The sequence below is a fragment of the Microbacterium sp. M genome, assembly GCF_045181065.1.
Lineage (GTDB): Bacteria > Actinomycetota > Actinomycetes > Actinomycetales > Microbacteriaceae > Microbacterium.
In genome coordinates this window covers 135,025-160,737 of record NZ_CP173721.1, presented here as the reverse complement: position 1 = coordinate 160,737, position 25,713 = coordinate 135,025, and the positions used below count along the sequence as shown (strand labels likewise).

Genomic DNA, 25,713 nt, shown 5'->3' with positions numbered 1-25,713 from the left:
ACGTTGACATCAACAACATTTCCTCATTAGGGTTCAGAAACCGGTTCCCCACACCGGTTTCCACCTGCGAGAGGAACGATGATGTCCTTCAAGCCCCCGCATTCCGGCGCGCCTGTTTCGCTGGAATCCTCACCCGCAACCCCGCGGATCCGCGGTCGACGACACGTCGCCGTGGGCGCGATCGTCGGCGCCCCGCTACTGGCACTCGGCGCGTTCGTCCCGTCCGCGGCCGTCGCACAGACGGCGGACGGCGCCGACCTGCTCGCCCAGATCGGCGCGGCGACCACCACGACCGCCGATGGCCCGGTGTGGTCACCGACCGCGACCGGCTTCGCCTCGACGCCGACCGCTGAGCTGCCCGATGGCACGACCGGCGGCGCCGGCGGGCAGACCGTCACCGTCGACGAACCCGCAGAGCTCGTCGCAGCCGCGGCATCCGCAGAGCCGCTGACGATCCTCGTCGACGGCACCATCGACGTCGGCGACGGCAGCATGATCAAGGTCACGGCGAACAAGACGATCGCCGGTGCGGCCGACGGCGGCGAGATCGTCAACGGCGGACTGTTCGTCGACCGCGTCTCGAACGTGATCATCCGCAACCTCACGTTCCGCGACTCGTTCATCGGAGCGGACTGGGACGGCAAGTCGCCGGAGAACGACAACGACGGCATCCGCATCGACACGTCGCACCATGTCTGGGTCGACCACAACGAGTTCGAGCGCCTCGGCGACGGACAGCTCGACATCCGCAAGGATTCGACCGCGGTCACGGCATCCTGGAACTACTTCCGCGACCACAACAAGACCCTGGGCGTCGGATGGACCGACAACGTCGTGACGACGCTGACGCTGCATCACAACCGCTTCTCGAACGTGCACCAGCGCAACGGCAGCCTCGACAACGTCGCGTCCGGCCACGTGTACAACAACTGGCTTTCCGGGGTGAGCTCGTACGGCATGAACGCGCGCGGTGAGGAGACCGAACTCGTCGTCGAGGGCAACGTGTTCGAGCACGCCCGCAACCCCCTGATCGGCGAGGGATCGGTCTTCCAGCAGGACAACATCTTCGTAGACGTCTGGGGCGAGCAGCCCCGCGGCACCGGTGCGACCTTCGACGCGTCGGCGAACTACGCCTACACGGCCGACCCGGTAGGCGACGTCCGCAAGATCCTCACCAAGAATGCCGGCCCAGTTCACGCCACGGACGACGACGCCGAGCGCCGCATCACCGTCGCACAGGACGGCAGCGGCGACTACATGTCCGTGCACGCGGCGGTGGGCGCGGCATCCCGCAGCTCCCACCCGGTCGAGATCGTCATCCAGCCCGGAACCTACCGCGAGGTCGTCTCGATCTGGCCCGATGCCGATCACCTGACGATCGTCGGTGCCACCGGCGACCCGCAGGACGTCGTCATCACCTACGACAAGTCCAGCAGCGAATGGCCGACCGTGAACGTCCTCGCCGATGACGTCACGCTGCAGAGCCTCACGCTCGAGAACCCGCTGGAGGTGACGGCCCCCAAGAAGGCGCTGGCACTGCGGGATGCCGGGACGGGAACGACCCTCGATGATGTCGTCCTGCTCGGCGACGTGCTCGTGGAAGGAGAGACCCGATGAACCGCAGGAGACTGACCCGCGTCGCCGTCGTGGCGAGCGCACCGCTGCTCGCCCTGACCCTGATCGCGGCGCCCGCGCACGCGGACGACCTCCCCGCGACGCTCGACGGCGCAGGGCTCCTCGAGCGCATCGAGGCGCCGACCACGACGACCGCCGACGGTCCGGTGTGGTCGCCGGTGGCGACCGGCTTCGCATCGACCCCGACCGCCGACCTGCCGGAGGGCACGACCGGTGGCGCCGAAGGGCGGGTCGTCGTGGCCGACGACGCGGCAGAGCTCGCCGAATACGCCGCGCTCGAGGAGCCCTTGACGATCCTCGTCAAGGGCAGCGTCGACGTCGAGCCGTTCGGTTCGCAGATCACCGTGGCGTCCGACAAGACGATCGCCGGCGCGGGACGGGATGCCGAGCTCGTCGGCGGCGGGCTCTTCCTCGACAGAGTGTCGAACGTGATCGTGCGCAATCTCACATTCCGCGACTCGTACGTCGCCGGCGACTGGGACGGCAAGGGCTCGGACAACGACAACGACGGCATCCGCGTCGACACGTCGTCGCACGTCTGGATCGACCACAACGAGTTCACGCGCCTCGGCGACGGGCTCGTCGACGTGCGCAAGGACTCGACGGCGGTGACGCTGTCCTGGAACTCGTTCCACGACCACAACAAGACGGTCGGCGTCGGTTGGACGAAGAACGTCGTCACCACCATCACGATGCATCACAATGCGTTCTCGAACACGTACCAGCGCAACGCCAGCATCGACAATGTCGCGGCGGGCCACCTGTACAACAACTGGTTCGAGGGCCAGGCGCACTACGGCACGATGTCGCGCGGAGCGGCTCAGCTCGTGATCGAGTCGAGCGTCTACGAGAACGGCGAGGACGCGATCGTCGCGAAGGATCCCGAGTCGAAGGTGGAGTCGCGCAACAACCAGTTCACCAGCATCAGGGGACGCAAGGACAACACCGGTCCGACGTTCGATCCGAGGTCGTACTACTCCTACGCTCCGGATGCCACGGCCGACGTCGTCTCGATCGTCGACGCGCACAGCGGTCCGCTCGGCAAGGACGAGACGGTCGGCAAGCAGGTCACGGTCGCTCTCGACGGCAGCGGCGATTTCGCCAGTGTCAGCGCGGCGGTGGGCGCGGCATCCCGCGCGAAGCATCCCGTCGAGATCGTCGTCTCGCCCGGTGTCTACCGCGAGGTCGTGCGGATCTGGCCGGATGCCGATGACCTGACGATCCGCAGTTCGACCGGCATCGCCGAGGACGTGGTGATCTCGTACGACCTCGCGGCCGGACAGGCGAAGTTCTACGGCGGAACGTGGGGGCACACCGGCTCCCCTGTACTGTCGGTGCTGGCGGACGACGTCACGCTGCGCGACATCACGATCGAGAACGCGTACGACGAGGCGGTGAACGGTGGCAGCCAGGCGCTGGCGCTGCGCGCGGCGGCCGATCGCACGGTTCTCGACGGTGTGCGACTGCTCGGCAACCAGGACACGTTCCTGGTCGACCCGATCTCGAAGACCCAGCCGTCGCGGGTCTGGATGACGGACTCGTACGTCGCCGGAGACGTCGACTTCATCTACGGCGGCGGCACGCTCGTGGTCGAGGACTCCGAGATCCGGTCGCTCGACCGGGCGTCGACCACCAACAACGGGTACGTCGCAGCGCCCGCGACGGTGCCGGGCGGCAAGGGCTTCCTGTTCGTCGATTCGGAGTTCACCTCGGATGCCGCGGCCGGCACCGTGTCACTCGGTCGCCCGTGGCACCCGAGCAGCAACCCGGCCGTTGACCCGGCGATGGTCGTGCGCGACTCGGAGCTCGGCGCTCACATCCGCACGCCCGCATGGTCGGACATGAGCGGATGGAGCTGGCAGGAGGACTTCTTCCGCGAGTACGACAACACCGGCCCTGGTGCCGTCGTCGGCGAGGATCCGGGTCGCCCTCAGCTGACGGACGAGGAGGCGGCCGCGTTCACGCGCGAGGCGTATCTGTCGGGCGAGGACGGCTGGGCCCCCTGGAGTTGAGCTGACGCGGGGACGGATGCCGCGGCATTCGCCCCCACGACTCACACGAGAGGGCAGTGACGCACCGTGCGCCACTGCCCTCTCGATGCGTCTGGAGTCAGCCGCCGAGCGAACCGAAGTCGGTGACCCCGACATCCGTGCGGTGGAAGTTCTGGAAGGAGCGGGATGCCGTCGGTCCGCGCTGCCCCTGGTAGCGGTTGCCGTACGGGCCGGAGCCGTACGGGTTCTCGGCCGGCGAGGTCAGGCGGAAGAAGCAGAGCTGGCCGATCTTCATGCCCGGCCACAGCTTGATCGGCAGGGTCGCGACGTTGGCGAGCTCGAGGGTCACGTGACCGGTGAACCCGGGGTCGATGAAGCCGGCCGTGGAGTGCGTGATGAGGCCGAGGCGACCCAGTGACGACTTGCCCTCGAGGCGCGCGGCGACGTCGTCCGGCAGGGAGACCTGCTCGAACGTGGCGCCGAGCGCGAATTCGCCGGGGTGCAGGATGAAGGGCTCGTCGGGGGCGACCTCGATGAGGCGCGTGAGCTCGGGCTGATCCTCGGATGGGTCGATGAACGGGTACTTGTGGTTGTCGAACAACCGGAAGTAGCGGTCCAGGCGCACGTCGACACTCGACGGCTGCACCATCGCCGGGTCGTGCGGGTCGAGTCCGATCCGGCCGGAGGCGAGTTCTGCGGTGATGTCGCGATCGCTGAGAAGCACGGCAACAGCCTAGTGTGCGGTGCTTCGGTGATGTCGGCGCCGCCCGGCCGTGCCCGTGTCACTCGAGTGGCGACCCGAGATGACGCACGAAGAAGCGTCCGGCATCCTCTCCTGCGTACGCCGGGACGCCGGTGTGCCCGCCCATGTTGGCGTGCAGGGTCTTCTCCGCGGACCCGAAGGCATCGAAGAGGTCGAGAGCCATCTGACGGTCGTTCCCCTCGTCATCCCATTGCAGGAGAACGTGGAGCGGAATCGTGACGCGGCGGGCTTCCTCCATGATCGTGCGCGGCACGTAACTGCCCGCGAAGAGCCCGGCCGCACGGATCCGCGGTTCGACAGCGGCCAGCCGTACACCGATCGCGATCACGCCGCCGGAGAATCCCACTCGCTCGCCGATCTCGGGCAGGTCCAGGACGACATCGAGTGCGCCCTGCCACTCCGGCACCGCCTTCTCCACGAGAGGAAGTACCAGCCGGTCGACGGTCTGCGCGCTCGGGGCCTCGCCGGCCGAGAGCGCCCTGACCAGGTCCGAGCGCGCCTGTTCCGCACCGGGCAGTGGTGGCCGTTCGCCGGCTCCGGGCAGTTCCACGGCGACCGAGGCGAAGCCGTGCGCGGCCACGGCGCGCGCCCGCGCCGCCAGGCGAGGATGCATCCGTCGCATCCCGATTCCGCCGGGTTGGCCCATCATGATGAGCGGGACCGGTGCGGACGGGGAAGCGTCCGACGGCGTCCACAGGATGCCGGGGATGCCGTCGAGAGTGAACTCGCGAGTGATGACGCCGTCAGCGACGTCGTGTTCTGAGGTGAAGTGCATGGTCGTGCCTTTCGGGAGTGCTGCCATCAGCGGCGCTCCCGGACGACCTAGCGCCCGACCGTGCCTCCGCAGAGGAGCACCGACGTCATACTGATCACGGGTACCACCTCCTCGGATTCCTGCACGGACGCTCAACCGTATCAGCGGCGAACCCGGCCGCGCTTTGGCCTGCGGCCGGGCGGCAGGTAGGCTGTCCGATACCTGCCTCTTCGGATGCCGGTACGGGGCTGTAGTTCAATGGCAGAACTTCTGCTTCCCAAGCAGATAGCGCGGGTTCGATTCCCGTCAGCCCCTCCACGAGGGATTCCAGAAACTCAGTGTGAGTTCTCAAGCTAGACGAGACTTTCTCAGGCTAGTTGAGACTGTGCGCCAAGCCCTGCCGAGCGACACTGACTGATCTCAGGCAGATTCAGAACAGAGTTATGGGCCAAGAAGGTCCACGCACCAGCCGTGTTCAGCCGGCCTCTTTCGCGCCTCCGCCACTGCCGCGCTGAACAGATGGCCGCATCCCAATGCTCTCCGTCTCCTGGTCACCTCATCGAGTACCTTGCCGACGCCCACGGCTATCGCGCTCCGACCAGGGACGTCGGAGTCCCCACCGACCACCGACCAAACTGGGTGCTACTTGACGTTCCGCACCAGTTTTTGGGCTGCTCGCTTCTTGAGCATCCGGTCGACGATGAGCGCCATGATGATCCAACCGCCGAGTGCTGTGATGATCCAGACGATGAGGGGTGCGAGGATCCAGGACGCGATTCCGGTGATCTGGATGCCCCCGGGGAACCAGGTGGCGATCCAGAGTGCGAGAAGGGTGGCGACGAGTCCTACCCCGCCAGTGAGCGGTGCGGCGTAGCGCTGGGCGATGGAGAGCACAAAGGGTCCGAGGATGACGTGTGCGAGAGTGAATGCGCCGAGGGCGATGAAGAACCCCGTGAACGTAAGCGTGACGCCGGGGAGCGTGAAGTGGAGCACGATCAATGCGATCGCGCCGAGCACGAGTTGAGAGAGGATCTGGAGGAGGAATCGAATCATCTGGTGTCCGAGTTTCAAGGTGAGGGACTGCTATCAGCGACTGTTTCTCACTGATGCGCTTATGGCGTCGCGTCGCGTGGTGACTTCGAGCTTGCGGTAGATGGAACGGATATGGGACTTCACCGTGGGGTAGGCGATCCTCAGGTGCGTTGCGATCTCCTCGGCGGTCATCGTGGTGCGCAGGCACACGAGGACTTCCCGCTCGCGGTCGGTGAGGATCCCGGTGACCGATGTCGAATGGAGGCTTTGCTTTTCAAGGACCTTGTGCAGGAAGCCGGGGTCGTTTGATCCCCAGTTTGCGTGCGCGGCGAGCAGGTCGTTGATGACGGGGTCTTCCGTGAGGAACGGGGCGAAGACTCGCTCTGAGGCCGCGTTCTCCAGAGCACGCTCGAGTTGTTCGTGGGCCTTCTGCCCGCGCCCAGCGGTGGAGTGCAGGGCGGCCGAGGTGACGAGTGTGCTGACCCGTGCGTATCGCGGCATACCCGCCGCGGCTGCCAGTCGGAAGGCCTGGCCCGACAGTTCAGGCTCGCCGAGCACGCGATACAGTTCCGCAAGAAGCGCGTGAGCGACGGCTGCGCCGGTGCGCGCCAGCGTGGGGGCAGCGAGGGCTCGCGCGCGTTCGCTTTGTCCTTCGGCGTGCGCAAGCCACGCCGCCACTACTCGGCGGAGCGTATCCCAGGGGATTCCGTGCTTATCCGTTCTACTGATGTGCTCGAGCAGGTTTGCGGCAGCGTCGTAGCGGGTGTCGCGGTGCAGTGCGATGAGGCTCATGACGTAGTAGAGGCGAGCTTGGGCTTCGAAGTTGTTCCCGGAGCTCGCCTCGTTGATCACCGATTCGAACAGCGCGATCGCTTCTTCGAAGTCGCCTCGCCAGTATGCAATGCACCCCCGAATCGCCTCGGGAAGACCACCCTCGAACTGGTCCCAGTCGGTCGATCGTGGCGCTAGGGGAAGCATGTCGAGGATCTGCTCTGCTTCGGTGAACCGCCCGGCCTGGGTGAGCGCGAATGCGAGGTTCGAGTGGGCAAGACGGTGTGTCTCCGTGCGGCCCCGCATCCGCGCCTCTTCCGCGGCGGAGCGCAGAAGCCCGATCGCGCGCGGGAAATCTCTGCGGAGCCGCACTTCGGTCCAGCCGAGCAGAAATAGCGCCGACGAGTAGTCATCGTCCGGCTCGCATTGCGCGAGGGCGACATGAGCACGGTCGGCGGCGGCCGCCTTCGTCGAAGCGTCGGGTGCAAGGAGCAGTTCGGTGAAGCATGCGACGAAGTCATCCGGCGCGGTGCGCAGGCCCTGTCCGCGAAGGTATCCCGCACCGTAGGAATCGCCGGCAAGATCGCGGCAGCACGCGCGGATGAGAAGCAGATCCGGATCGTGCGAATCGGGATGCTCAAGGCAGAGCTGTTCGAGTTCGCTGGTGTGAGATTCGATGATCAAGCGCAGCCAGTTCTTCCGCAGCATGCTTCGAGCATTCTCCGGCTCGGCCGAGGCCAGCTCCTGGCGAATAGCGTCGATCATGCTCTCACGATAGCCGTGGCGATGCACCCGGGGGCGAGGAGACCAGCGATCTCAACCGCCAGGGATGAGACTCCGATTCTGCGGCCCGGGACATTGCAGACTGACTGCGATGAACCGCCCGATTCCGGGCCCCGAGCCGTCGAAACGTAAGTCGCGGATCACCTGATCGTGACCGACGATACGCGGATCGTGGGGCCTGATCGGCGACGCCATCAACCCCTCTTGCCTCATGCCCGCACCGCAGCCCTATCCTGCGCGCCTCAATCCCAAACGAAACGGACACCAAACACATGATCTTCTGGGACTTCCTCAGCTGGATGCTCTGGGCCGCGATCTTCATCGGCTATCTCTTCGCGCTGTTCGCGATCATCAGCGACCTGTTCCGCGACGACAAGCTGAACGGCTGGTGGAAGGCGGTTTGGGTGCTCTTCCTCATCTTCCTGCCCTTCATCACCGTGCTGGTCTACCTCGTCGCTCGCAGCAACGGGATGGCAGCGCGCGGTAGCCGGGCCGCCCGCGACGCCGACCACGCAGCTCAGTCGTACATTCGTGAGGTCGCGCGAACGAGCCCGACCGGGGAGATCGAGGCGGCTGCAGCACTGCGCGCGGCCGGGACGATCAACCAGGAAGAATTCGACGCTCTGAAACGCAAGGCGCTGTCGTGAGCGGCACCGTTGCCCCCGGCTCCCGCTTCGGCCCCGTCGATCTCTACCTTCTCAGCCTCCCGGGTCGCGACCTCGACCCGGCTACGATCTCCGAGCTCGTTCACTTCGTCGACACCGGCCTCGTTCGGTTGCTGGATCTGACCGTCCTCACCAAGTCCGAGGACGGGAAACTCACCCTCGTCAAGGCAGAGGAACTGCCCGACGGCTTCGAGCTCGACGTCGCGTCACTCGGGGCGACCGGCCTGCTCAATCACAACGACATCGCCGGCCTCGCCGTTGCGATCCCCGCCGGCACCAGCGCGCTTCTGGTCGCGATCGAACTGACCTACCAGCGCGACCTCGCCGCCCGGACCTCCGAATCTCGTGTGGTATTCCTCGGCGACGAACGGATCCCTGCAACGGTCGTCAACGCCCTCGCCGACACGATCACCCCGAGAACCAAGGTCTGACATGCCGTACCTCGCGAGAATGGGTCGTCCCGGACTGCTGGGCCTGGCTGCGAGGACAGCGGTCGTCGCCGGGACCGCGACAGCTGTCAGCGGCGGCATCGCCGCCCATCAGCGCAGGAAAGCCCAAAGCAAATTGAGGCTGCCCAGTACGAAGCGGCTCAGCACCAGGCCGCCCTCGCGATGGCCCGCACCGTGTCGGCGCCCGCCCCTGCCCCGGCGAGCACTCTCGATGATCTCGTCGCACAACTGCAGAAACTCGCCGACCTCAGAGCACAGGGCATGCTCACCGACACCGAGTTCGAGGTCGCGAAAGGACGACTGCTCGGCCCATAAATACGATGGCCCGAGCGGCGCGGCCCCGAGTCATCGTTCTCATCGAAAGCGAACCCGCAATGTCTGCAATCTCCGTCAACGTCCTGAACTTCACACGAGCCGAAACGGACCTCATGTTCTCCCGGCTAAGCGCGGGCTCCGGCCTGGGCACATGGAGCCACACGCGTGAACTCGACTCCCTCGGCGATCAACCCGTCATCCGCCAGAACCGCGACACCCTGTACAGCTTCGCCGTCGTCGACGTGCGCAGCGACGTCACCATCACACTGCCCGACACCGGCGACCGATACATCTCCGTCTGGGTCGTCAACCAGGACCACTACGGCCCTGTCATCTTGCGCGATCCAGGCGAGCACCTCCTCACGCACGATCTGGTCGGCACCGACTATGCCACGCTCATCGCACGAATCCTCGTCGATCCGAACAACCCGCAGGACGTCGCCGACGTGAACGGACTGCAAGACGGTCTTGCGATCACCGGGGGCGGTGCCGGCACGTTTCCGCTGCCCGCCTACGACGAGCAATCGCACACGCAGACCCGCAACGCGATCCTCGACCTCGCCCATGGCGTCAGCAAGTACGACCAGGCGTTCGGCACCAGGGCCGAGGTTGATCCGATCCTGCACCTGCTCGGCACCGCCTCCGGCTGGGGCGGACTCCCCGAGCGCGAGGCCACCTACATCAGCTTCGACGAGAACCTCCCGGTCGGGGACTACCGCCTCCGCCTGAAAGACGTTCCCGTCGACGCGTTCTGGTCGGTGTCGCTGTACAACGCGGCCGGGTACTTCGAGGAGAACGATCTCGGAATCAACAGCATCAACAGCATCACTGCCACCCCGGACGACGACGGCGCTGTGACCATCCGCTTCGGTCAGTTCTCTCCGCACCGCGACGTGGTCGCAAACACCCTGCCCATCATGCCGGGCTGGAACTACGTGCTGAGACTGTACCGCCCCCGCCCCGCCGTGCTGGACGGCACCTGGGCCGCACCACGACCCGAAACGCTCTAGGAAGTGCACGCGGAGGAGGAATCGCTCACTCGTTCAACGGACGCTCCTCCACGCAGTCATCCCACCAGACAGCCCCAACACTTCTCAGGAGACAACATCGTGGAGCGCACACACGAGCAGCTCACCGGCCAGCTCGCGGAGCTCACCGCAGTCAATGCTCAACTCACACGAGCACTCGAGCAGGAGCGGGCCCAGAATGCAGCCGCACGCTCCCAGAAACCCGGCATGCCTCGGAAGAGCCGTCGGCGCGGCTGGGGCTGGACGCTGCTTTCCGCGACGCTCATCGTCGTCGGAGCACTGCTGTCACCGGTCGCGATCGTCTCGACCTGGGCGCACGAGGAGCTGACAGACACCGCGTACTTCGTCGACACCTTCGCCCCCCTCGCAGAAGATCCCGCCGTGCAGGACTTCATCGCCGCCCAGACAGTCACGGAGATCGAGTCGCGCATCGACATCGATCAGCTTGCCGATGACCTCTTCACCGGGCTCGACGATCTCGACCTCGGTCCACGGGCGAAAGACGCGCTCGGTCTGCTCAAAGCCCCTGCCGTATCCGGGGTGAAGGGGCTGATCAGCACCGCCGTGACGAACTTCGTGCAATCCGATGCGTTCGCGGCGATCTGGGAGGACGCTCTTACGATCACCCACGAACAGCTCGTGAGCACCGCCACAGGTCACGCGGATGCCGCGGTCACCATCGGGCAGAACCAGGAGATCAGCCTGCAGCTCGCACCGATCATCCAGGCCGTGAAAGACGAACTCGTCGCCGACGGGTTCGCCCTCGCCGACCGGATCCCCACCATCGACCGGACCATCGTCATCGCAGAATCCAGCTCCATCGGCATCTATCTGACGATCTACCAGGTCATCGTCGCCGTCGGCATCTGGTTGCCCTGGGTCTCGTTGTTCTTCCTCGCAGCCGGGGTGCTCGTGGCGCGCAGGCGTGCCCTCGCCATGACGTGGGCATCGGGTGCGCTGCTCCTGTCGATGATGCTGGTGGGCGGCGGGATCGGCATCGGGAAGAGCATCTTCGCGCTGGCAGTCTCGTCGTCCATTCCCCGTCCCGCAGCCACCGTCCTCTACGAACACATCCTCGGCTCCGTGACACACATGATCGTGGTCGTCGGAGTGCTCGCCGGCACCGTGCTCACGGTCGCATTGTTCGCCGGCCCCTGGCGATGGGCGCGGACTTTACGCACTCGCATCGTCGCGCTCTTCACCATGATCCGCACCGCCGCCGAGAAGCGGCAGCTCGCCACGGGCCGCATCGGCGAGTGGGTCCATCGATGGCGGTCACCGCTGCGAATCCTGGTTGCCGCCGCATGCTTCGCGTTCCTCCTGGCCAACCGCCCCATCGCTGTCGGGATGATCATCGGAACTGCGTTGTCCGCCGTGGCTGCCATCTTCATCCTGGAGCTGGTCGCCCGGCCGCCGCAGAACGCCGCCACAACCCGCGGCCCCGCAGAACCGGCTCGCGCCGACGAAGCGGGTGATGCCCGATGAAGGCGGGGCAGAGGATGATCCCGCGCTCACTTCGTGGATACCAGCTGAGGTGGCTGGGACCGGACCTTATCGCCGGTCTGACACTGGCCGCCGTGGCCATCCCCGAAGTCATGGGATACACGTCGATCACCCAGACGCCAATCGTGACCGGTCTCTACACGCTGCTGCTGCCGTTGGCGGCGTTCGTGCTCCTCGGCTCCTCGCGACTGCTCGTCGTCGGCGGTGATTCCGCGACAGCAGCGATTCTCGCAGCCGGGTTGACGGCGGCCGCGATTCCTGGCGTGGAGCCGGGCTCTGCCCGCTGGGCGGGACTGTGCGCGCTGGTCGCACTTGCGACAGGTGTCCTGCTGGTGCTCGCGCGCCTGCTGAAACTGGGGTTCCTCGGCGACTTCCTCTCGGCGTCAGTGCTGATCGGGTTCCTCTCCGGCATCGGGATCAACGTCGCACTGAACCAGATCCCCGACATCATCGGAGTGGAGAAAGGGAACGGGCACTGGATCGAGAAGCAGTGGGCGTGGATGTCCCAGCTCGGATCGGTCTCCCTCCCCACGATCGTCTACGGGGTCGGCACCATCGCGATCCTGGTGACGTTCAAGCTCCTCATCCCGAAGATTCCAGGTGCGATCGTCGCCGTCGTCGGACTTCTGACAGTCTCAACGCTGACGACCGCGGAAGGGTACGGGGTCGAGGTCGTCGGTCCCATCGATGGGGGCCTGCCGGTGATCGGTCTCCCCGGCGGGATCACCATGGCGGAGATCCTCGCGATCGCGTCGACAGCGCTCTCGTGCTTCTTCATCGTGATCGCGCAGAGCGCAGCGACATCGCGAAGCTTCGCGATGAAGCACGGCGAGCGTTCCGATGTGAACCGCGACATCCTCGGATTGGCGGGCGCGAACATCGCCGCCGGATTGAGCGGCACATTCGTGGTCAACGGGTCGCCCACCAAGACGCAGATTCTCGACACGGCGAAAGGGCGCTCCCAAGTCGCAAATCTCGTCGTCGTGGTGCTCACGCTGGTCATACTGCTCTTCCTGACTGATCTGCTGGAACCGCTGCCTGTCGCTGTGCTCGCGGGAGTCGTCCTCGTCGTCGGCATCGGTCTGATCGATCTCGCCGGTCTCTGCCGGATCGCGAGGAACAACCGCGGCGAATTCATCATCGCAATCATCACGACCGTCACCGTCGTCGTCGGAGGAGTCATCGCGGGGATCACTGTCGCGATCGCGCTCTCGCTGTTGAGCGTGATCGTCCGCCAGTACCGCACACCGGCCTTCGTGCTGCAGACCACGGATCAGGGATACGAGTTCCTCGACGCGACTCCGGGCGTGCAATCGAGACCAGGACTCATCGTCTATCGGTTCAACAGCGAGTTGTTCTTCGCGAACGCCGTCGGATTCACCGAGCGCCTCGAACGCACCGTCGATGCGGCCCCCGATCCGGTGCATTGGGTGGTTCTCGACTGCGCGGGGATCCCCGATGTCGACTACTCGGCCGGTGAGCAACTGGTCGCTCTGATCGGATCTCTGCACTCCCGGGGGGTCCATGTCGTGCTTGCGCGCCCCGAGCCGGCCCTGCTCGCCGCCCTCAACAAATACGACCTCCTGGACAGGATCGACCCCGCGCACATCTACACCGACCTCGACCTCGCCATCGCCGCTTTCGAGAGCGACGTCGCTGCGAACCAATCCCCCACGAAGATGAAGGAATCGTCATGACCACCACCCCTCCTGACCGTCGAATAGTCCTTGCAAGCGCGCCGAACCTGCGAGACCTCGGTGGCATCCCCGTCACAGACGGTGTGGTGCGACCGGGACTTCTCTACCGTTCCGCGTCGCTCGCGAAGCTCGCCGATACCGATGACGTCGTGTTCGAGTCCCTCGGCATCACGACCGTGTACGACCTCCGCACGGCGGCAGAGCGCAAAGACGCCCCCGATCGCCTCGCGGAGAATGTGCGAACAGTGTGGCTCAACGTCGTCGCCGACAGCCAGGACAACGTCGCCGCTCAGATCCCGACGCTGCTCGCCGACCCCGTGGCGCTCGAAAGCATGCTCGGCGGCGGGCGAGCCGATGCGTACCTGGCGGACGCGAACCGCAAGTTCGTCAGCTTGCCGTCCGCCCAGGCCGCCTACCGTTCGTTCTACCTTGATCTGATCGACGAGAACCGCACCGGTGCAGCACTGTTCCACTGCACGACCGGCAAAGACCGCACCGGGTGGGCGGCGGCCTCGTTCCTGCTCCTCCTCGGTGCGAGCGAAGACGATGTCCGTGCGGACTACCTGGAGACGAACACAGATCTCGCCCCCGCCCTCCAACCCATGCTCGCGGCGCTCCAGGCAAAGGGCGTGCGCACCGAACTCCTCGACCCGATCCTCGGCGTGCGCGACAGCTACCTCGACGCCGCCCTCGATGAGCTCCGCACCCGATACCGCACCATCGAGAGCTACGCCCGAGACGGACTCGGGCTCACAGACCCGCAGATCGGCGAGCTCCGCCGACGCTTCACACAGGAGGCGTGAACACATGCACGACACAGTCTCTTCCGCTCAACACGTTTCGCTGCAGGAACCCGCAGTCCCGCAACGCGCCGGCGCTATCCTCACGGCGCTCATCCTCGCCGCCGTCGTCTGCAAGCTCAACATCGCCGCCGGCCCCGTCGCGCTCCCGGCAATCGGCGAGATCTTCGACTCCTCCCAGGCGATGCTGAACCTCGTCTCCGTCGGTGCGCCGTTCGGGCTCGCAATGTCCGTGCTCTATTTCGGTGCGCTGGCGGACCACTACGGACGCAAACAAGTCCTCACCACCGGCCTGATCCTGATCGTCGTCACGAGCGTCTTCTCCGCACTCGCCCCGACCATCGAAATGCTGATCCTCGCGCGCGTGCTCACCGGTCTCGCCGCTGGCATGGTCTTCCCGACCACCCTGGCCCTGATCACGGCCCTCTGGGCCGACGGCGCCGGCCGCAAGAGCGCTATCGCCCTCTGGGGAGCCGTCGCCGGGATGGCCTCGATCGCAGGCGCCGTGATCGCGGGAGCGGTCCTGGCAATCCTCCCGTGGAACGCCTCCTTCCTCACCAGCATCCCACTCGCCCTCATCGCGATCATCATCATCGTGCGGTCCGTGCCGTCCCATGTGAAAGAGTCGAGCGCTCCGGTAGACCACGTGGGCGGAGTGCTCTCCACCCTCGGGATCGCCGCCCTCGTGTTGAGCATCGGCTTCTGTTTCACGCCCGGCGGCATCATCATCGGAGTCTCGCTGCTCATCGCAGCCGTAGTGATCCTCGGACTCTTCGCATGGCGACAGACACGCGCGAAGAACCCGCTCTACGACCTGAAGATCGCCAGGCAGCGCATGTTCTGGGCCCCCGCCGTCAGCGGATTCATCGTCTTCGGTGCACTGTCAGGCGCCGTATTCATCAGTGTCCAATTCATGCAAAACGTCCTGCACTACTCCGCATTGCAAGCAGGCCTCGCCGTGCTGCCCGCAGCGCTCGGACTGCTCCTCGCCGCACCATTCGCCGCACGAATCCTCGGCTCCAAAGGCACCCGCACAACCATGCTGCTCGGCTACATCCTGCTCGCACTCGCATTCCTCACCATGCTGCTGTGGCGCGAGCACACGCCCTACTGGCTGATCGCCATCGGCTTCATCCTGATCGGCGCCGCCGTCTCACTCGTCAGCACCGCATCATCAAGCGCCCTCACCAGCACCACACCCATCGACCGCGTGGGAATGGCATCCGGCACGACCGACCTCCAAAACGACCTCGGCGCATCGATCATGCAGTCCCTGCTCGGCGCCGTCCTCGCAAGCGGATTCGCAACCGCGGCCGCCACACTCATCAGCGACAGCTCACGCGCCAACGACGTCACCAACGACATGATGCTCGCCCTCCAATCCTCCTTCGCCTCCGCCGCACACATCGCGAGCCAAAACCCCGACGTCGCCGACAACATCCTCGAAGGCGCAAGGCAAGCCCTCGTCTACGGCTCGCTCTCCGCCTTCCTCCTCGGCGCCGGCGCAGTCGTCCTAGGATTCATCGTCGTGATCTTCGCAGTCCCCACCTTCGCAAAAGAACAGGAGACCGCCGACAACCCCACTCAAGACGCTGACAAGCGTGTCAACTAGATACACCTCCATAGAAGGTCGCGACAATGACCGAGTGCGATAATTAGCCTCCGATCAGTACTTTTCATTTCGACTTGTCTCACCTGGCCTGAGACAACTGCTCACGATGGCACGACGCTGACCGCTCAACAATCGGTCTCAAGTAGACCGACGTGTCTCATAACTTGAGAACTCACACGATCTCCACCGTCGTCTGCACGCCCTCGAATCGCGAGAGCTCCTCCTGCGTCGCCTCGTAGGTGCCGAGGTGCAGCGTCTCATCCGAGTATCCGATGCCCGATGTGTCGTAATAGAAGCCGATGTTGCCCCACGGCGTGAAGTAGATCAGATCGCCGTCCTCGGGATCGGAGCCGGGTGAACCCTCCCAGGCCAGTTCTCGTCCGGGGTAAGCGATCTTCTCGCGGCCGTTGAACTCCTCGAGTTCGAGGGTCATCGGCAGCATCGAGAGGAAGTCGCGGGTCGCCGGGCTGTCCTCGCCGATCGTGACGTCCACCACGGCATCCCCCGCCGAGAACCGCACGACCGTGCCGACGACCGTCGTTTCCTCATGCCCCGGCTCGGGTGCAGGGCTCGTCCTAACGACCGGTGGCCGAACCGAAGTCGGGGCCTCCGCCTCGGATGCCGCACTGCAGGCGGCAAGGGTGAGAGCGAGCACGAGCAGTGCACCGATCGTGAACATGCGGAGTCGCATCGAGAGCCTTCCGTCGCGGACGATTGCCACCGAGTCAACGCGGACCGCAACCACGGCGGGAGTCCCCAAGGATGGACGTACTGACAGGGCCTCCCGCCCCGCGCAACGCCTCGGTACCGTGAACGCGGAGGCACTCATGAACATCGAACTAGCCATCGACGACCGCACCGTCAGCGGCGAGCTCTTCGAGAATCCCGTCGCACGGCAGCTCGGCGACCTGCTGCCGCTCACCCTCACGTTCGACGACTACAACGACGTCGAGAAGGTCGCGCAGCTCAAACGCGAGTTGATCCTGGACGGCGTTCCCGACGTCGACGAACCGCATCCCGGCGAGATCGGGTACTACGCGCCACTGCAGACGCTGGTGCTCTATTACGGCAGCCCTGGGCGGTGGCCCGGCCTCGTGCGCGTGGGCAGATTCGACCACGACCTCGATGCGCTCCGGGCACTCGAGAACGGCACGGTCATCAGCATCGCGAAGGCCGCCAAGACCGCGGAGACCGTGAAGACCACCGGCTGGACCGGCGGGCAGAACGCCTTCGGCGACTTCGCGCCCGGCCTGGTGCACTACACGGACAAGGTCCTGTTCGACGAGGTCTGGGAGCGCGACGGGCTGGCCAAACGCGACCGATCGCTCGTCACCATCGCCGCGCTGACCGCGATGGGAAAGACCGACCAGCTCCGGTTCCATCTCGCCTTCGCCCGGCAGAACGGCGTGACCGACGAAGAGTTGAAGGAGGCCCTTCTCCAGCTCGCCTTCTACACCGGTTGGCCCAACGGAATGGCGGCCATGACCGTCCTCCAGGAGATCATCGATGCCGGCTGTCCGCATCCGCTCCCTTGACAGATTAACTGAGTCCGCTCATAATTGAGTGAGATCAGACAAGGGGTATAGCATGCGCGCATTCGTCTTCGACAGCTACGGGCAACCGGTGCACGAAGCAGACGTTCCCGAACCGACCGTCGGCGACCATGACGTACTGGTGCGGATCACCGCGGCCGGCCTCAACCAGTTGGACGAGAAGATCCGCGAGGGCGAGTTCAAGGCGATCCTCCCGTACAAGACGCCTCTCACTCTCGGTCATGACCTCACCGGCACCGTCATCCGCACCGGGTCGAAGGTTCAGGGCTTCACACCCGGCGACACCGTGTACGGCCGCGCCCGCGACGGCCGGATCGGAACGTTCGCCGAGCGCATCTCGATCGACGAGGCAGACCTCGCCCTCGTCCCCACCACGATCACGGCGATCGAAGTGGCCTCGCTGCCGCTGGTGGCGCTGACCGCATGGCAGGCGCTCGTGGTCCGCGGCAACCTGCAGCCCGGCCAGAAGGTCCTCATCCACGCCGGCGCCGGAGGCGTCGGATCGATCGCGATCCAGCTCGCCAAGCACCTGGGCGCCCACGTGGCGACGACCGCCTCGAGCCGAAACGCCGACTTCGTCCGCGACCTCGGCGCCGATGAGGTGATCGACTACCGCAGCCAGGACTTCGAGAAGCAGCTCTCCGGCTACGACCTCGTCCTCGACAGCCTCGGCGGCGAGAACCTCGAGAAGTCGCTGCGCATCCTCCGCCCCGGCGGCACGGCGATCGGGATCTCCGGCCCGCCGGATCCGGCCTTCGCGAAGCGCGTCGGCCTGAACCCGTTGCTGCGTCTGGCGATCGGCGGGTTGAGCCGCAGGATCCGCACGCAGGCGAAGAAGCTCGGCGTGACCTACGAGTTCCTCTTCATGAGCGCCAGCGGCGATCAGCTCCGCGAGATCGCGTCCCTCGTCGACGACGGCATCCTGCGCCCCGTCGTGGGAAGGACCTTCCCGTTCGATGAGACGCCGAGCGCACTTGCCGCGCTGGCCGCCGGCGGCATCCGCGGCAAGGTCGTCATCACCGGCGCGTGAGCCACGGCATCCGTCAGCGCAGGATCGCCGCGACCTGCGTACGGATGCCGGCGAGGATGTCCTTCACACTCGAACCGGCATTCACGGTGGCAGCCATCTCGACGAACATGACGGCCGAGATCACCCGCGCCAGCGCCGCCGCATCGGCCTCCGCCGCCCCGGCGCGCTCGGTCAATGTCCCGGCGAGAGCCTCTTCGGTCTGCGCGACGATCGAGAGCGCTTCGGCGTGGTGCGGTTCCGTCGGGTCGCCGAAGACCATCTCGCGGAGATAGGTGCGCCCGTTGTCGATCTGCGCGCGATTGCACTCCACGACCGGAGTCACAAGCGCCAGCACGGCGTCGAGCGCATCCTTCGCCTTGGTGGCGGCGGCCCGCCCCCGCTTCAGCGCCGCGGCGTAATTGGTGTTCTGCACCAGCAGCAGCAGCTCACCCTTGGTCCTGGCGTACAGGAACAGGGTGCCGGTTCCGATGTCCGCGGCCTCAGCGATCTGCTGAGTGGTGACGTCGTCGACGCCGTGTGCGGCGAACAGCTCACTCGCGGCCACCGTGATGCGCTCGAGCTTCTCCTGCTTGTTCCGCTCGCGCCGCCCGAGCGGCTGTGCAGCCCCTGGCATCGTGATCCTCCTGGAATAAACCATGACTTGCCTCAGTTATGAGTGTAGTCATTGTTGCGTGGGCTCGGATGTGGCGCTGCTCATTCTCCCACGCCGACACCAGACCGCAGAGAAAGAGAAGGACACCATCATGACGTCATTCACCGGAGCAATCGTGCTCGTCACCGGCGCGAACGGAGGCATCGGCGCGCACTTCGTCCGAGAGTCGCTCGCCCGCGGCGCGGCGAAGGTCTACGCCACCGCCAGGACGCCCCGCGAATGGGATGACGAGCGCGTCGTTCCCCTCGCCCTCGACGTGACGGATGCGGAGTCGATCCGCGCCGCCGCCGAAGCCGCGCCGGACGTGACCATCCTGATCAACAACGCCGGCGTCTCGGCGTCCAGCCCCGGCATCCTCACCCACTCCGATGAGGAGATCCGCCGGAACGTCGAGACCAACTTCCTCGGCCCGCTGTTCCTGACCCGCGCCTTCGCTCCGATCCTCGCCGCGAAGGGCGGAAGCACCGCGATCATCGACATCCACTCCGCGCTCTCCTGGTACGCCGTCGCGGGGATCTACTCGGCCACCAAGGCCGCCCTGTGGTCTGCGACGAACTCCCTGCGGCTCGAACTGCAGCCTGCAGGCGTGCAGGTCGTCGGCGTGCACGTCGGGTATGTCGACACCGCCATGGCTGCGCACGCGACCGACCCGAAGCTCGACCCTGCAGAGCTCGTCTCGACCGTGCTCGACGCGACCGAGGCCGGCGAGTTCGAAGTCCTCGCGGACGACACTTCCGTGCGGGCCAAGGCCGGGCTCTCCGCGCCGCTGGAGGCCGTGTACCCGCAGCTCGCAGCACGCGGCTGACCGTTCGGCGGGAGGGCGGGCATCCGCACCGCCCTCACGCCGTCGTCTCGTGCGGACGAGCGGGGCGCACGCCCGAACATCACTCCGGTTCTGGGCGAGTCCTCGCAGCACCGACCACGCGAAGACACGCATCCGCGATCTGCTCGGCGACGTCCTCGGGCACGGCGTCGCGCTGACGCAGCTCGATCACCATCTCCACGAGCTGCATGCACGCGGCACCGCGGATGCCTCCGTCGCCTCCCGCGATCCGCTCGGCGAGCTGCTCGTACGCCGCCCGCAGTTGCGCGCGCGCCTCGCGGATCGCCCCGAACTCCGGGTCACCGAGCTCGGGGGTCAGGTACAGGACGCCGAGGTTGTGCGGGGCATCCCGCAGCGTCTGCACATCGCGGTGCACCAGCGCCCGCAGCGCGGCGACGGAATCCGGCTCGGCGAGCAGCTCGTCGAGCCCGTCCAATGTCGGCCGCACCGAGGCATCCAGCAGTTCGAGCAGCAGCTGCGGCTTCCCGGCCACGTGGTAGTACAGACTCGCCTGCCGGATGCCGACGCGCTCGGCGATGTCGCGGGTGGACGTCGCCGCATAGCCGCGGCTGGCGAACAGCTCGGCCGCGGCATCCAGGATCTGCTCGCGTGCCGAGCGTCCGTCCTCCGTGCGCGCCAGCGCTCTCGGTCTGCCGGCAACCGCTTTGCTCATGCCTGCGATACTGCCACGAGTCCCGTCGCCGTGCTCATCGTGCCGCCTCCACGATCGCCAGGAGCTGCCCCGCCTCGACCCGCTCGCCCGGCCGCACCATGATCTCGCGCGTGGTCCCGTCGATCGTCGCGCTCACGGCGGCCTCCATCTTCATCGCCTCCAGCACGATCATGTGGTCGCCGATCTTCACCTTCTCCCCCGCCGACAACGCGATCTGCCACACCGACGCGGCGAAGGGCGCGCGCACCGCGACGCATCCCTCCGGCAGCGGCGCCTCCTCGACGACGGGTACGGCCGCGGCATCCGATTCGACCGGCCGATCGAACTCGCCGGAAAGGCGCCAGCGCTCCCGCTCCTCGGCGAACGCACGCCGCTGCGTCGTACGGAACTCCTCGATCGACGACGCGTTCTCGGCGAGGAACCGCTCATGGTCGGCCAGTGCGAACGTGCCGTCCACCGTCCGGTAGTCCCCGCGGCCCGCGTCGGTCTCCGCCCGCAGCTCGAGCAGCTCTTCCGCGGACACCGGGTACCAGCGGATCCGATCGAAGAACCGCAGCGCCCACGGGTTCTCGGCGAACAGCCCGCCACGGCGGAAACGGTTCCAGATCTGCACGGTCCGGCCGACGAACTGATAGCCGCCCGGCCCCTCCATGCCGTAGATGCACATGTACGCGCCACCGATGCCGACCGAGTTCTCGGCGGTCCACGTGCGCGCCGGGTTGTACTTCGTCGTGACCAGGCGGTGCCGCGGGTCGAGCGGCGTCGCGACGGGGGCGCCGAGGTACACGTCGCCGAGGCCGAGCACGAGGTACTGAGCGTCGAAGACCGTGCGCAGCACGTCGTCCACCGAGTCGAGACCGTTGACGCGCCGGATGAACTCGATGTTCCACGGCGTCCACGGCGCATCATCGCGCACACCGGCGATGTACCGCTCGATGGCCAGCCGCGTCGCCGGATCATCCCAGGACAATGGCAGGTGCACTTCGCGGGACGGCACCACGAGCTCCCGCGTCGGCGGCAGCGCGTCATCCAGTTCCTGGAGGAGGCCGACGAGCTGCGAGGCGCGCAGTGCCCCGGCATCCGTGTGGATCTGCAGGGATCGGATGCCGGGGGTGACGTCGATCACCCCCGCCGGCTGCTGCTCCTCCAGCGCGGACTGCAGCGCGTGCACGCGCATCCGCAGGCCCAGATCGAGCACCTGGTCGCCGAATTCGACGAGCAGGTTGTCGTCGCCGTCCCGACGGTACGTCACACGCGGACGCGCGTCGCCCTCGGCATCCCTCCGCGCCAGGATGCCGTCGTCGCCGTCGCCTCCGATGAGCGGGATCGTCCCGAACGAGCGGGCGGCGTCCAACCCAGCGGCATCCGCCTCGCGCACCGGCACGAAGCGGACGGTGTCGCCCGGACGCAACTGGCCGAGCTTCCACAGCTCGCCGCTCGCGACGACCGCGGGGCACACGAAACCGCCGAGGCTCGGCCCGTCTGGACCGAGGATGATCGGCGTGTCCCCGGTGAAGTCCAGGGCGCCCACGGCGTACGGGGTGTCGTGGATGTTGGAGGGGTGCAAGCCCGCCTCCCCGCCGTCCGTGCGGGCCCAGGTCGGCTTCGGTCCGCTCAGCCGCACGCCCGTGCGCGCCGAGTTCACCTGCACGGCGTACTCCGCGGCATACAGCTCGTCGATGTCCGCACGGGTGAAGAACTCCGGCGCCGCGTGCGGCCCCTCCGTGACCCCGATGCTCCACTGGTGGGTCAGGCGCGGACGGCGTTCGATCGGCGTGGGGCCGCCGACCGGTCCGGATACCCGACCCGGGCGCAGCACGTCACCGGCCTTCAATGCCCGCCCGCCGTGCCCGCCGAAACCGCCGAGCGTGAACGTCGACGCGCTGCCCAGGTACTCGGGCACGTCGATGCCGCCGCGGACGGCGAGATACGTGCGGATGCCGGGGCCCGGTGCCGCCCCGATGCGCAGCGTGGCGCCGGCCGGAACCTCGATCGGCGTGTACGGGTCGACGGGGACGCCGTCGACCGTGACGTCGGCGTGTGCACCCGTCACGCAGACGCTCGTCGCCGCGCTGAAGCGCAGGACGGGGCCGGTGAGCGTGATCTCCAGGCCAGGAGCACTCTCCGGGTTCCCCAGCGCCAGGTTGGCCTCGCGGAAGGAGATCGCATCCATCGGTCCGGACGGCGGCACTCCGACCTTCCAGTACCCGAGGCGACCTGGCAGGTCCTGCACGGTGGTGAGCATGCCCGGTTCGACGACCTCGATGCGCGGATCGGGATCTCCGACGCCGTCCAGCGTGCCGGTATGGTGCTCCACCGCGCGCACCCGCTCGTCGCGCACGATCTCCCGCAGCATCCCGGTTCCCGTCACGATGCCGTCGATGCGCGTCTCGGCGAGCGCGTCGTGCAGCCGGTCGAGCGCGCCGTCGCGGGTGGGGGCATGCGCGATGACCTTCGCGAGCAGCGGGTCGTAGAAGCTGGTGACGTCGAGGCCCGCCTCGATCCAGGCATCCACGCGCACGTCGTCGGCCTCCGGGAACCGCACCGCCGTGACGAGGCCCGTCGACGGCGTGTTGCCGCGATCCGGGTCCTCCGCGTAGATCCGGGCTTCGACCGCGTGCCCGTTCGGCGTGGGGACCGCGTCGAACAGCGCGCTCGGCAGTGCGGACGGTCCGCCTGCGGCCAGGTCGAGCATGAGTCCGACCAGGTCGAGTCCGTAGACGGCCTCGGTGACCGGGTGCTCCACCTGCAGGCGGGCGTTCACCTCGAGGAAGTACGCCTGTTCGTCGATCGGGTCGTACACGAATTCGGCCGTCCCGGCCGAGCGGTATCGGATGCCGGCGGCCAGCGCCGCCGCGGTCGAATGCAGGGTCTCGCGCACCGCATCGGGCAGCCCCGGCGCCGGCGCCTCCTCGACGACCTTCTGGTTCCGGCGCTGCAGCGAGCAGTCGCGATCGCCGAACACGGCGACGCGCCCCTCGCCGTCGCCGAACAGCTGCACCTCGACGTGCCGAGCCGGGCGGACGAACTTCTCGAGGAAGACGCCGGCCGATCCGAAGCTCGCCGCGGCCTGCCTGGTCACGGCGTCGAACGCCTCCGCGACCTCGTCGGCCGAGGCGCAGACCCGCATGCCGATGCCGCCGCCGCCACCGGTGGCCTTGAGCATCACCGGGTAACCGATCCGCGCGGCCTCGGCGACGGCCTCATCGCGCGAGGCCAGCACGTCGGTTCCCGGCAGCAGCGGCACGCCGGCGGCCGCCGCGAGTGCGCGGGCGGTGTGCTTCAGGCCGAACGCGTCGAGCTGGTCGGGGGTGGGGCCGACCCAGGCGATCCCAGCGGACTCGAACGCACGGGCGGCCGCCGAGTTCTCGGCGAGGAAGCCGTAGCCGGGGTGCACTGCGCCGGCGCCGGTGTCGACGGCCGCCTGCAGCACGGCATCCAGAACCAGATAGGACTCGGATGCCGGGGCGGGCCCCAGGCGCACCGCGGTGTCCGCGTCGCGGACGTGCGGGGCGGCACGATCCGCGTCGGAGTACACCGCGACCGTGCGCAGTCCGCGCTCACGGGCCGAACGGATGATGCGGCGGGCGATCTCGCCGCGGTTCGCGACCAGGAGGGTGTCGAAGGCGTTCACGGGTGGCTCACAATCATGCGCAGCGGAGTGCAGCTGAAGTCGTTGCAGGGGTTGTTCATCTGCGGGCAGTTCGAGACGATCACCAGCACGTCGCGCTCGGCGCGCATGGCGACGCGCTTACCCGGGGCCGACATGCCGTCGACGATGCCCAGCGAGCCGTCGGCCTCGACGGGCACGTTCATGAACCAGTTCAGGTTCGAGACCAGATCCCGCGCACCCAGGCCGTACCGCGCCGCCTCGGCGAGGAAGTTCTCACGGCAGGCGTGCTGGTACATCGTGTGGTGGCCGTAGCGCAGCGTGTTGGACTCCTTGCTGCACGCGCCGCCGATGGTGTCCTGACGGTCGATCTCGTTGTCCACGACCGTCATCAGGGGACGCCCGAGGTTGCTGCGCAGCACCGTGCCGGTGCCGACGTAGGCGTTGCGCTGCCAGGCGATCGTGTCCGCAGCGCTGTAGCACTCGTCGGTGTCGGCGGCGTCGTACACGAGGAAGTCGGCGGACTGGTTTCCTCCGACATCCACGATCGTGAGCACGTCTCCGGCAGCGACGCGCGCCGACCAGGAGGCTCGAGGTTCGACGCGCTCGTCGAGCACGATGGCACCGGTGACGAGCGGCCCGGCCCAGTCCAGCGGGGCGTCCGGCGCGTGGACGGGTCGGTCGGGAACGGTCGTGATCATGACGTCCTCCTTGTCGTTCAGAGCCCGGCGAGCTCTGCGTAGGCGATCGAGTTGCGATAGGCGCGTTGGCGCTCGGGGGATGCCGAGAACACGGCATCCTGTTCTCCAGTCGGCTTCGAGGTCCACGCCGTCACGCGCAACGGGCCCGAGATGTAGTCGTCGCGCGGATCGACGGGGTGGGGCGCATTGGCGAGGAGGACGATGAGCGGCAGTTCGGCGAGGAGGTCGACGCTCGTGCCGGGCCCGGCGGATCCGAGCCAGCGCGTGGTGCCGTCGTCGTCGATGCGGACGCCCTGGAAGAACGACACGGCCGGCGGCAGATCGCGCGACGTGAGTCCGTGCTTGCTCGCGGCGAGGCGCAGCAGCGCGTGCCCCGACGGAGTGGGGCCCTCGGGCAGCGCGTCGCCGTACTTGGCGATGTTCCATGCGTCGCTCGTGGTCCCGCAGAACGCGTCGTGGTGGCCGGAGGTGTCTGCGGCGATCGTCGCGAGCACGCGCCCGTCCCCGGAGAGCAGCGGGTGCCCCGCGCCGAGATACGCCTGCCACGGGATCTTCTGCGTATCGGCGACGTTCAGCCGCTCGTGCGGCGCGAGAGCGTTGAACACGACGAGGCCGGCGCATGCGTCGCCGGTGACATCCTCGAGCCGGATCCGCGTGCCGCGAGCCACCCGCAGGTGCGTGTAGCCGCCCGGAGGGACGGTCTCGGCCCAGCGCAGGTCACCGGGGGCGACGTCCGACGGCGCGAACGGCGCCGACGACGGGGGCAGGTACGGCATCCAGTCGGACTGCGCGGCCCGCTCGCGGGCGTCCCGCCGTGCCCGATCGACACTGCTCAGCTCATCGATGCGACCGCTCATCACCGCTCCTTTTCTA

The 25,713-nt window shown here is 67.2% G+C and carries 23 protein-coding genes and 1 tRNA gene; 14 read left to right on the top strand and 10 right to left on the bottom strand.

The genetic code is table 11. The annotated features are described in order from the left end of the window. Positions 1 to 81 precede the first annotated feature (81 nt). Together ACI7YT_RS00775 and ACI7YT_RS00770 are read left to right on the top strand one after the other, a co-directional pair. Positions 82 to 1,617, top strand: coding sequence for a pectinesterase family protein (locus tag ACI7YT_RS00775; protein ID WP_406248261.1), 1,536 nt, complete (start codon positions 82 to 84; stop codon positions 1,615 to 1,617). Beyond that, entirely contained in the window at positions 1,614 to 3,647 is a 2,034-nt protein-coding gene (locus ACI7YT_RS00770; protein ID WP_406248259.1) for a pectinesterase family protein, read from the top strand. The genes ACI7YT_RS00775 and ACI7YT_RS00770 overlap by 4 nt, the downstream gene beginning before the upstream one ends. A 97-nt stretch (positions 3,648 to 3,744) precedes the next feature. On the opposite strand, the gene dcd is transcribed toward ACI7YT_RS00770, so the two are convergent. Together dcd and ACI7YT_RS00760 are read right to left on the bottom strand one after the other, a co-directional pair. Further along, positions 3,745 to 4,350 (bottom strand): dCTP deaminase, encoded by a 606-nt coding sequence (dcd, locus tag ACI7YT_RS00765; protein ID WP_406248257.1) that lies wholly within the window; start codon positions 4,348 to 4,350, stop codon positions 3,745 to 3,747. Between the two features lie 58 nt (positions 4,351 to 4,408). Further along, a complete protein-coding gene (locus tag ACI7YT_RS00760) occupies positions 4,409 to 5,164 on the bottom strand; it encodes an alpha/beta hydrolase (protein ID WP_406248256.1) in 756 nt (251 codons plus the stop codon). Between the two features lie 223 nt (positions 5,165 to 5,387). Between ACI7YT_RS00760 and ACI7YT_RS00755 the strand changes: the two genes are divergently transcribed. Beyond that, positions 5,388 to 5,461, top strand: a tRNA-Gly gene (locus ACI7YT_RS00755). Between the two features lie 324 nt (positions 5,462 to 5,785). On the opposite strand, the gene ACI7YT_RS00750 is transcribed toward ACI7YT_RS00755, so the two are convergent. Then, positions 5,786 to 6,196 carry a phage holin family protein gene (locus ACI7YT_RS00750; protein ID WP_406248254.1) on the bottom strand — a complete coding sequence of 137 codons (411 nt, stop codon included), beginning with the start codon at positions 6,194 to 6,196 and terminating at the stop codon, positions 5,786 to 5,788. Positions 6,197 to 6,229: 33 nt separating this feature from the next. Then, a complete protein-coding gene (locus ACI7YT_RS00745; RefSeq protein ID WP_406248252.1) occupies positions 6,230 to 7,711 on the bottom strand; it encodes a LuxR C-terminal-related transcriptional regulator in 1,482 nt (493 codons plus the stop codon). Between the two features lie 290 nt (positions 7,712 to 8,001). Between ACI7YT_RS00745 and ACI7YT_RS00740 the strand changes: the two genes are divergently transcribed. The 8 genes from ACI7YT_RS00740 (at position 8,002) to ACI7YT_RS00705 (ending at position 15,798) form a co-directional block, all read left to right on the top strand. Next, on the top strand, positions 8,002 to 8,376 hold the full coding sequence (locus ACI7YT_RS00740; RefSeq protein WP_120229287.1) for a PLDc N-terminal domain-containing protein: 375 nt from the start codon (positions 8,002 to 8,004) through the stop codon (positions 8,374 to 8,376). Then, positions 8,373 to 8,825 carry a DUF6325 family protein gene (locus ACI7YT_RS00735; protein ID WP_406248250.1) on the top strand — a complete coding sequence of 151 codons (453 nt, stop codon included), beginning with the start codon at positions 8,373 to 8,375 and terminating at the stop codon, positions 8,823 to 8,825. Before ACI7YT_RS00740 ends, ACI7YT_RS00735 begins: the two co-directional genes overlap by 4 nt. Positions 8,826 to 9,005: 180 nt before the next feature. Further along, the gene (locus ACI7YT_RS00730; RefSeq protein ID WP_406248248.1) at positions 9,006 to 9,158 is read left to right on the top strand and encodes an SHOCT domain-containing protein; all 153 of its coding nucleotides are present in this window, start codon (positions 9,006 to 9,008) and stop codon (positions 9,156 to 9,158) included. Positions 9,159 to 9,217: 59 nt separating this feature from the next. Continuing rightward, a complete protein-coding gene (locus ACI7YT_RS00725; RefSeq protein WP_406248246.1) occupies positions 9,218 to 10,168 on the top strand; it encodes a DUF1214 domain-containing protein in 951 nt (316 codons plus the stop codon). Between the two features lie 99 nt (positions 10,169 to 10,267). Next, positions 10,268 to 11,671 carry a hypothetical protein gene (locus ACI7YT_RS00720; RefSeq protein ID WP_406248245.1) on the top strand — a complete coding sequence of 468 codons (1,404 nt, stop codon included), beginning with the start codon at positions 10,268 to 10,270 and terminating at the stop codon, positions 11,669 to 11,671. Further along, positions 11,668 to 13,386, top strand: a complete 1,719-nt coding sequence (locus ACI7YT_RS00715) for a SulP family inorganic anion transporter (protein ID WP_406248243.1) — start codon at positions 11,668 to 11,670, stop codon at positions 13,384 to 13,386. The genes ACI7YT_RS00720 and ACI7YT_RS00715 overlap by 4 nt, the downstream gene beginning before the upstream one ends. Further along, complete coding sequence (locus ACI7YT_RS00710; protein ID WP_406248241.1) at positions 13,383 to 14,189, top strand: tyrosine-protein phosphatase; 807 nt, start codon at positions 13,383 to 13,385, stop codon at positions 14,187 to 14,189. Before ACI7YT_RS00715 ends, ACI7YT_RS00710 begins: the two co-directional genes overlap by 4 nt. Positions 14,190 to 14,193: 4 nt before the next feature. Next, positions 14,194 to 15,798 carry an MFS transporter gene (locus tag ACI7YT_RS00705; protein ID WP_406248240.1) on the top strand — a complete coding sequence of 535 codons (1,605 nt, stop codon included), beginning with the start codon at positions 14,194 to 14,196 and terminating at the stop codon, positions 15,796 to 15,798. Between the two features lie 172 nt (positions 15,799 to 15,970). Here ACI7YT_RS00705 and ACI7YT_RS00700 read toward each other — a convergent pair whose 3' ends face one another. Next, entirely contained in the window at positions 15,971 to 16,489 is a 519-nt protein-coding gene (locus ACI7YT_RS00700; protein WP_406248238.1) for a cyclophilin-like fold protein, read from the bottom strand. Positions 16,490 to 16,625: 136 nt separating this feature from the next. On the opposite strand from ACI7YT_RS00700, the gene ACI7YT_RS00695 reads away from it, so the two are divergent. Then, positions 16,626 to 17,333 (top strand): cyclophilin-like fold protein, encoded by a 708-nt coding sequence (locus ACI7YT_RS00695; RefSeq protein WP_406248236.1) that lies wholly within the window; start codon positions 16,626 to 16,628, stop codon positions 17,331 to 17,333. Between the two features lie 52 nt (positions 17,334 to 17,385). Beyond that, positions 17,386 to 18,381 (top strand): NADP-dependent oxidoreductase, encoded by a 996-nt coding sequence (locus tag ACI7YT_RS00690; protein ID WP_406248235.1) that lies wholly within the window; start codon positions 17,386 to 17,388, stop codon positions 18,379 to 18,381. A gap of 13 nt (positions 18,382 to 18,394) precedes the next feature. On the opposite strand, the gene ACI7YT_RS00685 is transcribed toward ACI7YT_RS00690, so the two are convergent. Continuing rightward, positions 18,395 to 18,994, bottom strand: a complete 600-nt coding sequence (locus tag ACI7YT_RS00685; protein WP_406248233.1) for a TetR/AcrR family transcriptional regulator — start codon at positions 18,992 to 18,994, stop codon at positions 18,395 to 18,397. 130 nt (positions 18,995 to 19,124) lie between these two features. Between ACI7YT_RS00685 and ACI7YT_RS00680 the strand changes: the two genes are divergently transcribed. Further along, entirely contained in the window at positions 19,125 to 19,838 is a 714-nt protein-coding gene (locus ACI7YT_RS00680) for an SDR family oxidoreductase (protein ID WP_406248231.1), read from the top strand. A 79-nt stretch (positions 19,839 to 19,917) separates the two neighbouring features. On the opposite strand, the gene ACI7YT_RS00675 is transcribed toward ACI7YT_RS00680, so the two are convergent. The 4 genes from ACI7YT_RS00675 to ACI7YT_RS00660 are packed head-to-tail and all read right to left on the bottom strand — an operon-like array spanning position 19,918 to position 25,697. After that, positions 19,918 to 20,529: a TetR/AcrR family transcriptional regulator gene (locus ACI7YT_RS00675; RefSeq protein ID WP_406248230.1), complete on the bottom strand. Its 612-nt coding sequence runs from the start codon at positions 20,527 to 20,529 to the stop codon at positions 19,918 to 19,920. Between the two features lie 34 nt (positions 20,530 to 20,563). Beyond that, a complete protein-coding gene (gene uca, locus ACI7YT_RS00670) occupies positions 20,564 to 24,163 on the bottom strand; it encodes an urea carboxylase (protein WP_406248229.1) in 3,600 nt (1,199 codons plus the stop codon). Next, on the bottom strand, positions 24,160 to 24,840 hold the full coding sequence (locus tag ACI7YT_RS00665; protein ID WP_406248227.1) for an urea amidolyase associated protein UAAP2: 681 nt from the start codon (positions 24,838 to 24,840) through the stop codon (positions 24,160 to 24,162). The genes uca and ACI7YT_RS00665 overlap by 4 nt, the downstream gene beginning before the upstream one ends. 17 nt (positions 24,841 to 24,857) lie before the next feature. Then, complete coding sequence (locus tag ACI7YT_RS00660; RefSeq protein ID WP_406248226.1) at positions 24,858 to 25,697, bottom strand: urea amidolyase associated protein UAAP1; 840 nt, start codon at positions 25,695 to 25,697, stop codon at positions 24,858 to 24,860. Positions 25,698 to 25,713: the final 16 nt, after the last annotated feature.